Below are 15,141 nucleotides of genomic sequence, written 5' to 3' on the forward strand. Positions count from 1 at the left end.
ACCCGGAAACGGTGAACGCCCCCTGGTCCCGACCAGGGGGCGTTCACCGTTGCTCGGCGCTGGGCCGTGTCTCACAACGCGCGCCTGGCGGGAATTGTGAGACACGGCCTAAAGCCTCAGGCGCCGATCGCGTGCAGCCCGCCGTCCACGTGGATGATCTCTCCCGTGGTCTTCGGGAACCAGTCCGACAGCAGCGCCACCACACCGCGCCCGGCCGGCTCGGGGTCCGAGACGTCCCAGGGCAGCGGCGAGCGGGCGTTCCAGGTGTCGGCCAGCTGACCGAAGCCCGGGATCGACTTGGCGGCCATCGAGCCGATCGGGCCGGCCGAGATCAGGTTGCAGCGCACGTTCTGCTTGCCGAGGTCACGGGCCAGGTAGCGGGAGGTCGCCTCCAGCGCGGCCTTGGCGGGGCCCATCCAGTCGTACTGCGGCCAGGCGACCTGCGCGTCGAAGGTCAGGCCGACCACCGAGCCGCCCTCGGGCATCAGCGGCAGGCAGGCCATGGTCAGCGCCTTGAGCGAGTACGCCGAGACGTGCATCGCGGTGGCCACCGACTCCCACGGCGTGTTCAGGAAGTTGCCGCCGAGCGCGTCCTGCGGCGCGAAGCCGATCGAGTGGACCACGCCGTCCAGGCTGCCGAGGTGCTCGCGCACCTGGTCGGCCAGGCCGTCCAGCTGCTCGGTGTTGCTGACGTCCAGCTCCAGCACCTTGACGTTCTCCGGGCGCGGCAGCTTCCTGGCGATCCGCTCGGTCAGGCTGGGCCGGGGGAAGGCGGTCAGGATGATCTCGGCACCCTGCTCCTGAGCCAGCTTCGCGGTGTGGAAGGCGATGGAGGACTCCATCAACACTCCGGTGATCAGGATCCGCTTGCCGTCGAGAATTCCGCTCATGTCCTCAGTGACCCATGCCCAATCCGCCGTCCACGGGAATGACGGCTCCGGTGATGTACGCGGCCTCGTCGGAGGCGAGGAACCGCACGGTGGAGGCGACCTCGGCAGGCGCGGCGTACCGGCCCAGCGGCACTCCCGAGACGATCTCCGCGCGGCGCTCCTCGCTGAGCACCGCGGTCATGTCGGTGTCCACGAAGCCGGGGGCGACCACGTTGACGGTGATGCTGCGCGGGCCGAACTCACGGGCCAGCGAGCGGGCGAAGCCGACCAGGCCGGCCTTGGAGGCCGCGTAGTTCGCCTGGCCCGGCGAGCCGGTCAGGCCGACCACCGAGGAGACCAGCACGATGCGCCCCTTGCGCGCCCGCAGCATCTTCGCCGAAGCACGCTTGACCACCCGGAAGGTACCGGTGAGGTTGGTGTCCACCACCGAGGTGAAGTCCTCCTCGGTCATCCGCAGCATCAGGATGTCCTTGGTGATGCCGGCGTTCGCGACCAGCACCTCGACCGGGCCGTTGGCTGCCTCCACCTCGGTGAAGGCGGCGTTCACCTGCTCGGCGTCGTTGATGTCGCAGCGCACCGCGAGGACGCCGAACTTGGCCAGCTCCTCGGGGACCTCGCCGGAACGGCTGGTGATGGCGACCTTGTCGCCCGCCTCGGCGAAGGCCTGGGCGATGGCGAGGCCAATGCCCCGGTTACCTCCGGTGACGAGAACCGAGCGGCTCAACGATCCACCTCTCCCTGTCGTGTCCTGTGGCGCGCAGGCGAACGTACGCACTGTGACGCTATCGGTCGCATCAGTACCGCGGCGAATCGGGCCTCCACAGGTGATCCGGTCCGGTTCTGTCACATTCCGACAATTCGCCCGTCCGGCCGACCCCCGGGTACTGTCGGGAACGCCGAACGCCGAGTACCCGTTGCCCTGTCGGTGCGGGCCGGTGCAGTCGTAGCCTGTGCCCCGACCGACTGCCGAGAACTCTCCAGAAAAGGGCGGCATCCCGATGAGCGAGGCAAACCCCCGGACCTCTTGGCACCGGGGCCGGCTGCTCACCCTGGCCACCGTGGCCGCCGGCCTCGGCGCCGCGGCCTGGGCCCTGCGCGAGGTCCCCGCCGCTTTCGGCCGGACCCCGGACGCCGAGCACGACGACCGCATCCGTAACTCCCCGCAGTTCGCCGACGGCAGTTTCCACAACTCCCCGTCCGAGCTCGCCCGCACCCCCCTGGGGTTCTCCCCGCTCAACACCAGCACCCTGCGCCGGTTCCTCACCGAGCGCGCCGGGCGCGCACCCAGGCGCCCGATCCCGCTGGCCGACCAGTTGTCGGCGCAGCCCGCCGCCTCCGGCGTGGCGATCACCTGGTACGGCCACGCCTCCGCGCTGGTCGAGATCGAGGGCACCCGGGTGCTGCTCGACCCGATCTGGAGCGAGCGCTGCTCGCCCTCGGGCCTGGTCGGCCCCAAGCGGCTGCACCCGGTGCCGGTCGAGCTGGAGGACCTGCCGGCCGTGGACGTCGTGCTGATCTCGCACGACCACTACGACCACCTGGACATGCCGACGGTCAAGCGCCTGCTGCGCAGCCAGTCCGCGCCCTTCGCGGTACCGCTGGGCATCGGCGGCCACCTGCGGCGCTGGGGCGTGCCGGAGCACCGGATCATCGAGCTGGACTGGGACGAGAAGTGCACGCTGGGCGAGCTGACCGTCACGCTCACCGCCGCACACCACTTCTCCGGCCGCTCGCTGACCCGCAACACCACCCTCTGGGGCTCCTGGGTGATCGCCGGGCCCACCCGCAAGGTCTTCTACACCGGCGACTCCGGGTACTTCGAGGGCTACACCGCGATCGGCGCCGCGCACGGCCCGTTCGACGCCGCCCTGGTGCAGATCGGCGCCTACGACCAGTACTGGGCGGACATCCACCTGAGCCCCGAGGACGCCGTCCTGGCCCACCGGGAGCTGGGCGGCGGGCTGCTGGTCCCGGTGCACTGGTGCACCTTCAACCTGGGCCTGCACCCGTGGGCCGAGCCGGTCGAGCGGCTGCTGGCGGAGGCCAAGGCCCAGGGCGTGCCGGTCGCCGTGCCGCGTCCGGGTGAGCGGGTCGACGTGGCCGACCCGCCGGAGCTCGACCCCTGGTGGGCCGACCTGGCCTGAGACGGCCGGAATCTGACGTTCCATCAGGCAGACGGCGCGATATTTCCTGGCCGAGAACCCCGGTGACAGGACATGATTCGATGCGGGAGCCCCTGTTGTACTCAAGGGGCCCCGCATCGCCGTGTCACACCCAGGGAGTCCGATGCCGCCGACCACCAGCAGCGCACCGTCCGGCCGCCCGGTCGATCCGCTCTTCCTCGCCCTGCCGCTGCATCGGCTGGCCGCCGCCGCCCTCGAGCGGGCCGGGCAACTCGGCGCCTCCCATGCCGACTTCCGCCTGGAGCGGGTGCGCAACGGCACCCTGCGACTGCGCGACGCCAAGCCGGCCGGCAGCGCCGACACGCTGAGCCTCGGCTACGCGGTGCGGGTGGTGCTGGACGGCGCCTGGGGCTTCGCCGCCGGGGTCGACCTCACCGAGCAGGCCGCCGCCAAGGTGGCCGAACAGGCCGTCGCGGTGGCCCGGTTGTCGGCCCGGATCAGCCGGGCGGCCGGCTCCGACGACCTGGTGGAACTGGCCGACGAGCCGGTGCACGCCGACGCCACCTGGGTCTCCTCCTACGAGATCAACCCCTTCGACGTGCCGGACGCCGAGAAGACCGGCCTGCTGGCCGACTGGAGCGCCCGCCTGCTGGCCGCCGGGGGCGTCTCGCACGTGGACGCCCAGCTGATGACCGTGCAGGAGAACAAGTTCTACGCCGACAGCGCCGGCACCGTCACCACCCAGCAGCGGATCCGGCTGAATCCCACGCTGGAGGCGGTCTCGGTGGACGAGCGCACCGGCGCCTTCGAGTCGATGCGCACCCTGGCCCCGCCGATGGGGCGCGGCTGGGAGTACCTCGCCGGGGCCCCGGGCGCCGGACCCGGCCGCCACGCCACCGGCTGGGACTGGCAGGGCGAACTGGCCCAGCTGCCCGAGCACCTGGCGGAGAAGGTCAAGGCCCCCAGCGTCCGGGCGGGCCGCTACGACCTGGTGATCGACCCCACCAACCTCTGGCTGACCATCCACGAGTCGATCGGCCACGCCACCGAGCTGGACCGCGCGCTCGGCTACGAGGCCGCCTACGCCGGCACCTCCTTCGCCACCTTCGACCAGCTCGGCACGCTGCGCTACGGCTCGGAGCTGATGCACGTCACCGGCGACCGGACCGCCGAACACGGCCTGGCCACCATCGGCTACGACGACGAGGGGGTGGCCACCCAGTCCTGGGACCTGGTCACCGACGGCGTCCTGACCGGGTACCAGCTCGACCGCCGGATGGCGAAGGCGAAGGGCCTGGGCCGGTCCAACGGGTGCGCCTTCGCCGACTCCCCCGCGCACGTCCCGGTGCAGCGGATGGCCAACGTCTCGCTCCAGCCGGCCGCCGACGGGCCGGACACCGCCGAGCTGTTCGCCGGGGTCGAGAACGGGCTCTACCTGGTCGGCGACCGCTCCTGGTCGATCGACATGCAGCGGTACAACTTCCAGTTCACCGCGCAGCGGGCCTACACCATCAAGAACGGCCGGCTCGGCGGCCAGGTCAAGGACTTCGCCTACCAGGCGACCACCACCGACTTCTGGCGCTCGATGCGCGCGGTGGGCGGGCCGCAGACCTACCTGCTGGCCGGCGCCTTCAACTGCGGCAAGGCGCAGCCGGGTCAGATCGCCGCGGTCAGCCACGGCTGCCCGTCCGCCCTCTTCGAGCAGGTCAGCATCCTCAACACGCAGCAGGAGGCGGCGCACTGATGGCCACCCAGCACACCCCCCACGAGCTGGTCGAACGCGCCCTGGAGCTGTCCCGGGCCGACGGCTGCGTGGTCCTGGTCGACGAAAAGTCCACCGCCAACCTGCGCTGGGCCGCGGTGGACTCGCGCCCCGGCAGCGCGCTGACCACCAACGGCGTGACCCGTGGCCGCTGGGTGACCGTGGTGGCCACCGTGGACGGCACCGAGGGCACCGCCGCCGGCGTGGTCTCCCGGGAGGCGGTCACCGGAGACGAGCTGGCGGAGCTGGTCCGCGCCGCCGAGGACGCAGCGCGGGCGGCCGGCCCGGCCGAGGACGCCCAGCCGCTGCTGCCCGCGGCTCCGGTCTCCGCCGACTTCACCGCGCCGCCCGCCGAGACCTCGATCGACGTCTTCGCCGCCCTCGCCCCCGAGCTCGGCGCGGCCTTCGCCCGGGCCAGGTCCGCCGGCCAGGCGCTCTACGGCTTCGCCCACCACGAGCTGACCAGCACCTACCTGGGCAGCTCCACCGGCCTGCGGCTGCGCCACGACCAGCCCACCGGCACCGTGGAGCTGAACGCCAAGGCGCACGGCTCCTCCGCCTGGGCCGGGGCCGCCACCCGCGACTTCACCGACGTGGACGTGGCCGCCCTGCAGGCCTCGCTCACCGAGCGCCTGGAGTGGGGCAAGCGCCGGATCGAGCTGCCGGCCGGCCGCTACGAGACCCTGCTGCCGCCCTCCGCGCTGGCCGACCTGATGATCTCGCTGTGCTGGGCGATGGATGCCCGCGAGGCCGCCGAGGGCCGCACCGTCTTCAGCCGCCCCGGCGGCGGCACCCGGCTGGGCGAGCGGCTCACCGACCTGCCGCTGACGCTGCGCTCCGACCCGGCCGAACCCGGCCTGCAGAGCGCGCCGTTCGTCCTCGCGCACGCCTCGCACGACGACCGCTCGGTCTTCGACAACGGCCTGCCGGTGGGCGCCACCGAGTGGATCTCCAAGGGCGAGGTGGCCGGCCTGCAGACCACCCGGCACACCGCCGCCGTCACCGGCCTGCCGCTGCGCCCGGCGGCCGACAACCTGATCCTCGAACTGGCCGACCAGCGCGCCGCCCCGACCATGGCCGAGCTGGTCGCGAGCACCGAGCGCGGGCTGCTGCTCACCTGCCTCTGGTACATCCGCGAGGTGGACCCGGCCACCCTGCTGCTCACCGGCCTGACCCGGGACGGCGTCTACCTGGTCGAGGACGGCCGGGTGGTCGGCGAGGTCAACAACTTCCGCTTCAACGAGTCCCCGGTCGACCTGCTCGGCCGGATCACCGAGGCCGGCCGCACCGAGCACTGCCTGCCCCGCGAGTGGAGCGACTGGTTCAGCCGCGCCGCGATGCCCCCGGTGCGGGTCAAGGACTTCAACATGAGCTCGGTCAGCCAGGCCTCCTAGGCAAGGAACCCTTCTTGGACGACAAGCACACGGTCAAGGCCTCCAAGCGGCTCTCCCGGATACTCCGGCACGACCCGGGATCCGTCGGCCTGACCCTGGACGAGGGCGGCTGGGTGGCGATCGACGCGCTGCTCGCCGCCCTCGCCCGGCACGGCAACCGGCTCGGCCGCGCCGACCTGGACCACATCGTGGCCACCAGCGACAAGCAGCGCTTCGGCTTCTCCGAGGACGGGCGGCGGATCCGCGCCAACCAGGGCCACTCGGTGGCCGTCGACCTCGGCCTGGCCGCGGCCGAGCCGCCCGCGGTGCTCTACCACGGCACCGCCGGCCGCTCGCTGCCGGCCATCTTCGCCGAGGGCCTGCGCCCGATGAGCCGTCAGGACGTCCACCTCTCGGCCGACGTGGCGACCGCGCTCAAGGTCGGTGCCCGGCACGGGAGCCCGGTGGTGCTGCGGGTCGACGCCGCCGCGCTGGCCGCCGCCGGGCACCGGTTCCGGCGCAGCGACAACGGCGTCTGGCTCACCGACCACGTCCCGCCCACCCACCTCACCGTTCACACCCCGACCGGCGCGCCGTAACGGCCGGCTCCCCCGCTCTCCTTCCCGGGCGCGGCCCGGCGTACCGTGGACCAAACCGGGCGGAATCGGTGTCGCGCGGGTGGGAGCGGCGGGAGCTGAGGCGGCGATGCAGGTGGGCAGGAGCACGGACGACAAGCAGGTCTTCCGGATCACCGGGGCCCGGACCAGCCTCACCGAGGACGTCCGCGGGCGCCAGCGCCGCTATGTGATCTCGATGCTGGTCCGCACCCTCTGCGTGCTGCTGGCGGTGGCCCTGTGGAACGTCGAACGCTACGTGGCGATCGGCGCACTGGTCGGCGGGGTGCTGCTGCCGTACTTCGCGGTGATCATCGCCAACGCCGGGCGCGAGCGCGCCCCGGGTCTGCCGAGCACCTTCGACGTGCCGGCCGCCACCCCCCTGATGCTCGGCCCGGGCGGCACCGGCCCGCTCGGCACCGGCCCGCTGGGCGCCGAGACCGCCACCGGCCCCGCGGACGGCGAGCCGGACACAAGCACCGCATGCTGACTCTCCGTACACAGGCACGTCGACGGCACAGCTGAGGTTTCATATCAGCTGTGCCCGGATTGCCCAATTTTGCTGCCCTATGGGGCCGCTGAACCTCAGGAGAAGCTCAAATAAGTCATGCGGGCTCTAGCCAAACCCCCTCCTTTCCGTGACATACTGCGTACGCGCTCCGCATCCCCCGTCGGGGCGATGGACCGACGCCGGGCGGCTCCCCCCGTGGCTGCCCGGCGTCGCCATGTCCACGCGACGCCATGTCCACTTCAAGAGCATGGTGCAATCCTGCTCAGCCCCGCCGGGTGAGAAACTTCGATCATGAGCATCGACTTCTTCGGCAACGCGGCCGGCGGCCCCTCCGGTCCCCCCGTCTGCTCGGCCAAGGGCTGCCAGGCGGACGCCGTCTGGGTGCTGGTGTGGAACAACCCCAAGCTGCACACCCCCGAGCGCCGCAAGACCTGGCTCGCCTGCGCCGAGCACCGCGAGCACCTGTCCCAGTTCCTGGGCGTGCGCGGCTTCCTGCGCGAGGTGGTGGCCCTGGCCGACTGGGCGGCGCAGTCGGACACTCCCCAGGAGCGCTGACCGCCGGTCAGCCGCCGATCGCCGACATCGGCCGGTCCGGCTGGTGGAACTGCGGGTCGTCTATCCCCGCGCCCGCCTTCTTGCCCCACATCGCCGCCCGCCACAGGTCGCCCAGCTCGGCGTCCGAGGCGCCCGCCCGCAGCGCGGTGCGCAGGTCGGTCTCGCCGGTGGCGAAGAGGCAGTTGCGCACCTGGCCGTCGGCGGTCAGCCGGGTCCGGTCGCAGGCCCGGCAGAACGGGCGGGTGACCGAGGCGATCACCCCGACCGTCCCGGGCCCGCCGTCGACCACCCAGCGCTCGGCCGGCGCGGCCCCGCGCACCGTGCTGGGCTCGGGGGTGAGGGTGAAGCGGGCGGCGAGCAGGTCGAGGATCTCCTCGGCGGTGACCATCCGGGAGCGGTCCCAGCCGTGCTGCGCGTCCAGCGGCATCTGCTCGATGAACCGCAGCTGGTAGCCGCGCTCCAGGCACCAGGCGAGCAGCTCGGGCGCCTCGTGGTCGTTGACCCCGCGCATCAGCACCGCGTTGAGCTTGACCGGCGTCAGCCCCGCGGCCTCGGCCGCGGCCAGGCCGTCGAGCACGTCCTGGTGGCGACGGCGGCGGGTCAGGGTGTGGAAGGTCTGCGGATCCAGCGTGTCCAGCGAGACGTTGACCCGGTCCAGACCCGCCTCCCGCAGCGCCCGCGCGGTGCGCGCCAGGCCGATGCCGTTGCTGGTGAGCGAGAGCTCGGGACGCGGCGCCAGCTGTGCGCAGGCCGCGACGATGCCGACCAGCCCGGGCCGCAGCAGCGGCTCACCCCCGGTGAACCGCACCTCGCGCACCCCGAGCGCGGTCACCGCGAGCGAGACCAGGCGGACGATCTCCTCGTCGGTCAGCAGCTCCGGCTTGCCGAGCCACTGCAGGCCCTCCTCGGGCATGCAGTACGTGCACCGCAGGTTGCACCGGTCGGTGAGCGAGACCCGCAGGTCGACGGCCTGCCGTCCATGGCTGTCCAGCAGCACGGTGCCCACCAGTCCCTTCTCGTCCGGCGCTCCCCAGCGCCGAACCGGCGCCCGGCCCGCCGACGGCGGACCGGGCGCAAGCATAGACCGGCGGGATCTCGGGCTCAGTGCGCGCCGATCCCGGTGAGGGAACGAACCTCCAGTTCAGCGTACTTCGCCGGATCGGCCGGGCGGCGGGAGAACAGGGTGCCGAGCCAGCCGGCCAGGAAGCCGACCGGGATCGAGACCAGCCCGGGGTTCTCCAACGGGAACCAGTGGAAGTCCGCGTGCGGGAAGAGCGCGGCCGGGCTGCCCGAGACCACCGGCGAGAAGACCACCAGCAGCACCGAGCTGACCAGCCCCGCATAGATCGAGCAGACCGCGCCGCTGGTGGTGAAGCGCCGCCAGAACAGCGAGTAGAGCAGCGTCGGCAGGTTGGCCGAGGCCGCCACCGCGAAGGCCAGCGCGACCAGGGCGGCAGTGTTCAGCTTGTCCGCGTAGATGCTCAGCGCGATCGCCACCGCCCCGATCACCACCGCCGCCAGCTTGGCCGAGCGGACCTCCTCGCCCTCGCTGACCCGGCCCCGGCGCAGCACTCCGGCATAGAGGTCATGGGCGAAGGAGGCGGAGGAGGCCAGGGTGAGCCCGGCGACCACGGCGAGGATGGTGGCGAAGGCCACCGCCGAGATCACCGCGAGCAGCAGCGCGCCGCCGGTGGAGCCCGCGCCGCCGCCCAGTTGCTGGGCCAGCAGCGGGGCCGCGGTGTTGCCCGCCGCGTTGGAGGCCTTGATCGCCTTCGGCCCGACCAGGGCCGCCGCGCCGAAGCCGAGCACCAGCGTCATCAGGTAGAAGACGCCGATGATCCCGATCGCCCAGAGCACCGAGGTCCGGGCCGTGCGCGCGGTGGGCACGGTGTAGAAGCGGACCAGCACGTGCGGCAGTCCGGCGGTGCCGAGCACCAGGGCCAGGGCCAGGCTGACGAAGTCCAGCCGACTGGTGCCGCTCACCCCGTACTTGAGCCCGGGGGACAGGAACGCCGAGCCCTTGCCGCTGGCGTGCGCGGCGGCGCCCAGCAGGGTGGAGGGGTTGAAGTCGTACCTGGCCAGCACCAGGACCGTCATCAGGGCGGCGCCCAGGATCAGCAGCACCGCCTTGACGATCTGCACCCAGGTGGTGCCCTTCATCCCGCCGACGGTGACGTACAGCACCATCAGCGCGCCGACCGCCACCACCGTCCAGCGCTGGGCGGCCTCGCCGTGGACGCCGAGCAGCAGGGCGACCAGCGAGCCGGCCCCGACCATCTGGGCCAGCAGGTAGAAGACCGAGACCACGATGGTGGAGATGCCCGCCGCGGTGCGCACCGGGCGCTGGCGCATCCGGAAGGCCAGCACGTCCGCCATCGTGTAGCGGCCGGAGTTGCGCAGCGGTTCGGCGATCAGCAGCAGCGCGACCAGCCAGGCCACCAGGAAGCCGATCGAGTAGAGGAAGCCGTCGTAGCCGGCCAGCGCGATGGCGCCGGCGATGCCGAGGAACGAGGCGGCGGACATGTAGTCGCCGGAGATCGCGAGCCCGTTCTGCAGGCCGCTGAAGCCGCGCCCGCCGGCGTAGAAGTCGGTCGCGGTCCTGGTCTGCCGCCCGGCCCGGAGCGTGATGGCCAGGGTGGCCAGCACGAACAGGGCGAACAGCGAGATGGTCAGGGCTCGGTGGTCGGCGGGGCCGGCCAGCGCGAGGCTGCTCGGGTGGGTCATTCGACTGCCTCCCGGGAGGGGGCGGGCATGGCGGAACTATGGCGTTCTCGCAGCTCCGCGGCGCGCGGGTCGAGCCGACGGGCGGCGAAGCCGGCGTACCGGGCGGCGATCGCGAAGGTGCTCGCGAACTGCAGCAGCCCGAGCAGCAGGGCCGTGTTGACGTGCCCGAACAGGGTGGTGGCCATGAAGTCGTGCGCGTAGCAGGACAGCAGCACGTACAGCAGGTACCAGAACAGGAAGGCCACGGTCACCGGGAAGGCGAAGCCGTGGAAGGCGCTGCGCAGGGCGCGGAACTCGGGACTCCGCTCGATCTGCGCCACCGCACCGGTGGTGGGAGCGGGACCGGCGGCGGGGCCGTCGGGTCGGATTCCGGGCTGCGGGGGATGGTCCACTCCGTCTCTCCTGACGTCTTGGGGGGACAGGCCGCGCGGCCAAGGGGGGACGGGGAACGACCGCGCGGAGCTGCGCCGGTGGGGCACCTGGGACGTGATGGGCATCACGCGTCCTGTGCGTGCCGATGCATGCTAAGAGCGAGTGGTTCCCTGCGAAACGCGAATTGGACACGTTCGGCGCACTCTTCACACCGGCGCCGTAGGAAACTGGCCGAAAGGCGCCGTCCAGCGCCGATCTTCGGACACGACTTGAGGGGCTTCACCAATAACTGGTAAAGCCCCTCAAGGAGTTGACGTCTTATCAGATTATCCGGATGACCTCAGCCGGTCCCGCACCGCACGGGCCGCCGCACGGGCCCTAGAACGCGATCCGCACCTTGAGCGCCGAGCGGTCGTCCATCGCCTGGTACCCCTGCGGCACCTCGGCCAGCCCGACCGTGCGGTCGAAGACCAGGCCCGGCTCGATGTCCCCGGCCAGCACATCGGCGAGCAGCTCGGGGATGTACGCGCGGGCCGGTGCCACGCCGCCGCCCAGCGTCACGTTGCGGCCGAACATCTGGCCGATGTCCACGCCCGCGCTGCCGCCGTGCGGCACCCCGACGTAGCCGACGGCACCGCCGTCCCGGGCGATCGAGATCGCGGTGCGCATCGACTCCTCGGTGCCCACCGCCTCCAGCACCGCGTGCGCGCCCTGACCGCCGGTCAGCTCGCGCACCTTCTCGACCGCCGCCTCACCGCGGTCCGGCACCACGTCGGTGGCGCCGAACCTGCGCGCGATCCCGGTGCGCATCTCGTGGCGGCCCAGCGCGATGATCCGGCCGGCGCCGAGCCGGTGCGCGGCCAGCACCCCGCACAGGCCCACCGCGCCGTCGCCCACCACCGCCACCGTCGACCCCGGGCGGACCCTGGCGCAGACCGCCGCGTGGTGCCCGGTGGCCATCACGTCGGAGAGCGCGAGCAGGCTGGGCAGCAGCGCCTGGTCGGTGGCCGCGTCCCTGGGCAGCTTGACCAGGGTGCCGTCGGCGAACGGAACCCGCACCGCCTCGCCCTGCCCGCCGTCCGAGCCGACACTGCCCCAGAAGCCGCCGTGCGGACAGGACGTCTGCAGCCCGTCGCGACAGAAGTCACAGGTGCCGTCCGACCAGACGAACGGTGCGACCACGAAGTCCCCGGCCTCGAACCGGCCGACCTCGGAGCCCACCTCCTCGACGATGCCGAGGAACTCGTGCCCGATCCGCTGCCCCGGCTCACGGGCGGCCACCCCGCGGTAGGCCCACAGATCACTGCCGCAGATGCAGGCGTTGACCACCCGCACCACGGCATCGGTCGGCCGCTGGACCACCGGGTCGGGGACCTCCTCGATCCGGATGTCACGGGGGCCGTGGATCACGGTGGCACGCATGTCGATGTCCTTCGAACAGAGAAACGGAATACCTTGCTCCGCAAGTACGACCGCCCCCTCGGCCACTCTATTCCCGCCCCGCCCGACCAGCGTGCCGGACGATCACGTCGTGCGCCGACGGTGACGCCCCTTAAAGTGGTGCACCATGCATCCGCTCCAGCCCACGGCTCGCCCGTTCCCGACCCAGCGCACCGGCGCGCCCGCGGCCCTGCCGCAGGAGAGCCCCGCGGGCTACGCGGTGGTCGACGTCGAGACCACGGGCCTGGGCCGGACCGACCGGGTGATCTCCGCGGGCGTCTACCGGCTGGACGCCGAGGGCGAGGTGGTCGACCACTGGTACACCCTGGTCAACCCCGAGCGCGACCCGGGCCCGGTCTGGATCCACGGCCTGACCACCGCGATGCTGGCCGACGCGCCGACCTTCCCGCAGATCGCCGAGGAGCTGGCCGAGCGGCTGCGCGACCGGGTCATGGTCGCCCACAACGCGCTCTTCGACTGGAACATGATCTCCCGTGAGTACTCCCGCGCCGGGCTGCGCGCCCCGGTGGAGCAGCGGCTGTGCACCATGGTCCTCTCCCGCGACCTCGGCCTGCCGCTGGCCAACGGCAAGCTCGCCACCCTCGCGGAGTACTTCGGCGTCCAGCAGCGCAACGCGCACAACGCGCTCGACGACGCCCGGGTGCTCGCCGAGGCCTTCCGGCCCAGCCTGCAGCTGGCCCTCAGCGGCGGGGTGCCGCTGCCGCTGACCACCTGCGTGGCCGTGACCGACCTGGGCGAGGACGCCACCGCACCCGCCCCCTCCGCCGCCCGCGGCTCGTGGTCCTCCTCCTACCGCCCCAGCCGCAAGCGCCCGCCGTGCCCGTACCCGAACCCGGGGCGCTGGCAGCAGGACGGCCCGCTGGTCCAGGGCATGCGGGTGGCGATCACCGGCGACACCGCCACCGACCGCGAGCTGCTGGAGGACCGCGCGATCGCGGCCGGCCTGCACATCGCGAGCTCGGTCAGCCGGCTCACCAGCGTGCTGGTCACCAACGAGCCGGGCAGCTGGAGCGGCAAGGCCCGCAAGGCCCGCGAGCTGGGCACCCCGGTGATCGGCGAGGACGCCTTCCTCCAGCTGCTGGCCGACGTCTCACCGCACCCGGACGCCTGACCTGCGGCTCCGCACGCCGATCCGACGGGATCGAGCGGGCACTCCCCAGCGCCCCGCGAACCGACGTCCGGTGCCCGCCCCAGCACCCCCGGACCGCCCTGCGGCAGGATGAGGCCATGGATCTCGGACTGCAGGACAAGGTGTACGTGGTCACCGGCGCCAGCCGCGGACTCGGCTTCGCCGCCGCCCGCGCGCTGACCGCCGACGGCGCCAAGGTGCTTCTGACGGGCCGTCGGCAGGAGTCCCTGGACGCCGCCGTGACCGCCCTGGGCGGCGGCGCGCCCGACGGTCCGGCCGCCGCGCTGGTCGCCGACAACAACGACCCGGCCGCCGCCGAGCAGGTGGTGGCCGCCGCGGTGCGCCGCTTCGGCCGGCTGGACGGCATCCTGATCAGCGTCGGCGGCCCGCCCGCCGGCCCGGTGCTCAGCGCCACCGACGAGACCTGGCGCGACTCCTTCGAGACGGTCTTCCTCGGCGCCCTGCGGCTGGCCCGTGCGGCCGCCGCCGTGCTGACCGAGGGTGGCGTGATCGCCTTCGTGCTCTCCAGCTCGGTGCGCGAGCCGATCCCCGGTCTCGGGATCTCCAACGGCCTGCGCCCGGGTCTGGCGATGGCCGCCAAGGCGCTGGCCGGCGAGCTGGGCCCGCGTGGCATCCGGGTGCTGGGCCTGCTGCCGGCCCGGATCGACACCGACCGGGTCCGCGAGCTGGACTCCCTCGCCCCGGACCCCGCCGCCGCCCGCACCGCCGCCAGTGCCCGGATCCCGCTGGGCCGCTACGGCACCCCCGAGGAGTTCGGCAACGTCGCCGCCTTCGCGCTCTCCCCCGCCGCCTCCTACCTCACCGGCCTGATGATCCCGGTCGACGGCGGTGCCCTGCACGCTCTCTGACCGCCCGCCCGGTGAGCGACCCGGTGAGCGATCCGGTGACCAACCCGGTCACCGAGCCCGCGCGGCTCACCGCACCCGGGCGGCCCGCCCGGCCCGGCCGCGCGGCTGCCGCGGGGGCCGCGGGGGGCGGGGCGGCTCGGTCGGGGCCACCTGGATCCGCAGGTCCTGCGGCAGCTCGCCCTGGTGGGCGAGCGCCGCCGCCGCGTGGTCGAGCGGTCCGGACCGGAACTCCCGCACCGCCCGCGTCACCCGGGCCCCGGGTTCCAGCAGCAGCAGCGCGCGCAGCCGCAGCCCCTTGCCGCCTCCCACCAGGCTCACCCGCGCCGCCGTCACCTGCGGCACGTCCAGCGCCGCGTACTGGACCGCCGCCGCCAAGGCCGCACCGCGCAGCCGCAGCCGCAGGCCCGGCACCCCGGGGGTGGGCAGCTCCAGCTCGGCCGGCGCGGGGCGGCGCAGCTGCGCCACCAGCCAGGCCAGCGAGAGCAGCGCCACCGCGGCGAGGCCCGCCACCACCGCGGGCCACCACCAGCCCCGGTCCCGCCAGCGGGTGCGCGAGGCGGTGCTCAGCACCGGTCGGCCCGGCGAGGTCAGCGGCCACCATCGCGGCGGCGTCACCCCCAGGTGCCGGTACACGTGCAGGCCGCCGGCCAGCACCAGCAGCGTGCCCAGCACCAGCACCAGTCCGACCAGCCCGAGCAGCAACCGGTTGACGGTGGCTCGGCTCATCACCACACCTCCTCGATGAAACGCGCCCCGGA

At 73.1% G+C, this 15,141-nt stretch carries 15 protein-coding genes; 8 read left to right on the forward strand and 7 right to left on the reverse strand.

The genetic code is table 11. From position 1 onward, the window contains the following. Positions 1–116: 116 nt before the first annotated feature. Positions 117–890, reverse strand: a complete 774-nt coding sequence (gene fabI, locus OG500_RS11965) for an enoyl-ACP reductase FabI (protein WP_327066541.1) — start codon at positions 888–890, stop codon at positions 117–119. Positions 891–894: 4 nt separating this feature from the next. After that, a complete protein-coding gene (fabG, locus tag OG500_RS11970; protein WP_327066542.1) occupies positions 895–1,614 on the reverse strand; it encodes a 3-oxoacyl-[acyl-carrier-protein] reductase in 720 nt (239 codons plus the stop codon). Between the two features lie 274 nt (positions 1,615–1,888). Here fabG and OG500_RS11975 point away from each other — a divergent pair, with 274 nt between their 5' ends. From OG500_RS11975 to OG500_RS12000, 6 genes are all read left to right on the forward strand, one after another. Continuing rightward, positions 1,889–3,034, forward strand: coding sequence for an MBL fold metallo-hydrolase (locus tag OG500_RS11975; protein ID WP_327066543.1), 1,146 nt, complete (start codon positions 1,889–1,891; stop codon positions 3,032–3,034). Between the two features lie 142 nt (positions 3,035–3,176). Next, positions 3,177–4,757 (forward strand): TldD/PmbA family protein, encoded by a 1,581-nt coding sequence (locus tag OG500_RS11980; protein ID WP_329579591.1) that lies wholly within the window; start codon positions 3,177–3,179, stop codon positions 4,755–4,757. Continuing rightward, the gene (locus OG500_RS11985) at positions 4,757–6,169 is read left to right on the forward strand and encodes a metallopeptidase TldD-related protein (protein WP_327066545.1); all 1,413 of its coding nucleotides are present in this window, start codon (positions 4,757–4,759) and stop codon (positions 6,167–6,169) included. Before OG500_RS11980 ends, OG500_RS11985 begins: the two co-directional genes overlap by 1 nt. Before the next feature lie 14 nt (positions 6,170–6,183). Further along, on the forward strand, positions 6,184–6,747 hold the full coding sequence (locus OG500_RS11990) for an RNA 2'-phosphotransferase (protein WP_327066546.1): 564 nt from the start codon (positions 6,184–6,186) through the stop codon (positions 6,745–6,747). A gap of 106 nt (positions 6,748–6,853) precedes the next feature. Further along, positions 6,854–7,252: a DUF3099 domain-containing protein gene (locus tag OG500_RS11995; RefSeq protein WP_442789146.1), complete on the forward strand. Its 399-nt coding sequence runs from the start codon at positions 6,854–6,856 to the stop codon at positions 7,250–7,252. Positions 7,253–7,564: 312 nt separating this feature from the next. Further along, a complete protein-coding gene (locus tag OG500_RS12000) occupies positions 7,565–7,828 on the forward strand; it encodes a hypothetical protein (RefSeq protein ID WP_329579595.1) in 264 nt (87 codons plus the stop codon). A gap of 7 nt (positions 7,829–7,835) precedes the next feature. On the opposite strand, the gene moaA is transcribed toward OG500_RS12000, so the two are convergent. The 4 genes from moaA to OG500_RS12020 all read right to left on the reverse strand — a co-directional run bounded on the left by moaA (position 7,836) and on the right by OG500_RS12020 (position 12,346). Beyond that, positions 7,836–8,825, reverse strand: coding sequence for a GTP 3',8-cyclase MoaA (gene moaA / locus OG500_RS12005; protein ID WP_327071522.1), 990 nt, complete (start codon positions 8,823–8,825; stop codon positions 7,836–7,838). Positions 8,826–8,929: 104 nt separating this feature from the next. Then, the gene (locus OG500_RS12010) at positions 8,930–10,552 is read right to left on the reverse strand and encodes a solute symporter family protein (RefSeq protein WP_329579598.1); all 1,623 of its coding nucleotides are present in this window, start codon (positions 10,550–10,552) and stop codon (positions 8,930–8,932) included. Continuing rightward, the gene (locus OG500_RS12015; protein ID WP_327066550.1) at positions 10,549–10,944 is read right to left on the reverse strand and encodes a DUF485 domain-containing protein; all 396 of its coding nucleotides are present in this window, start codon (positions 10,942–10,944) and stop codon (positions 10,549–10,551) included. Before OG500_RS12015 ends, OG500_RS12010 begins: the two co-directional genes overlap by 4 nt. A gap of 358 nt (positions 10,945–11,302) precedes the next feature. After that, on the reverse strand, positions 11,303–12,346 hold the full coding sequence (locus OG500_RS12020; RefSeq protein ID WP_329579601.1) for a zinc-dependent alcohol dehydrogenase family protein: 1,044 nt from the start codon (positions 12,344–12,346) through the stop codon (positions 11,303–11,305). 145 nt (positions 12,347–12,491) lie between these two features. Between OG500_RS12020 and OG500_RS12025 the strand changes: the two genes are divergently transcribed. Next, a complete protein-coding gene (locus OG500_RS12025) occupies positions 12,492–13,496 on the forward strand; it encodes a DEDDh family exonuclease (RefSeq protein ID WP_327066552.1) in 1,005 nt (334 codons plus the stop codon). A 116-nt stretch (positions 13,497–13,612) separates the two neighbouring features. Further along, positions 13,613–14,383: an SDR family oxidoreductase gene (locus OG500_RS12030; RefSeq protein WP_329579604.1), complete on the forward strand. Its 771-nt coding sequence runs from the start codon at positions 13,613–13,615 to the stop codon at positions 14,381–14,383. A gap of 66 nt (positions 14,384–14,449) precedes the next feature. Here the strand turns inward: OG500_RS12030 and OG500_RS12035 are convergent, their stop codons facing one another. Continuing rightward, complete coding sequence (locus OG500_RS12035) at positions 14,450–15,109, reverse strand: alkaline shock response membrane anchor protein AmaP (RefSeq protein WP_327066554.1); 660 nt, start codon at positions 15,107–15,109, stop codon at positions 14,450–14,452. Between the last annotated feature and the right edge of the window lie 32 nt (positions 15,110–15,141).

The sequence above is a fragment of the Kitasatospora sp. NBC_01250 genome (assembly GCF_036226465.1).
Classification (GTDB): domain Bacteria; phylum Actinomycetota; class Actinomycetes; order Streptomycetales; family Streptomycetaceae; genus Kitasatospora.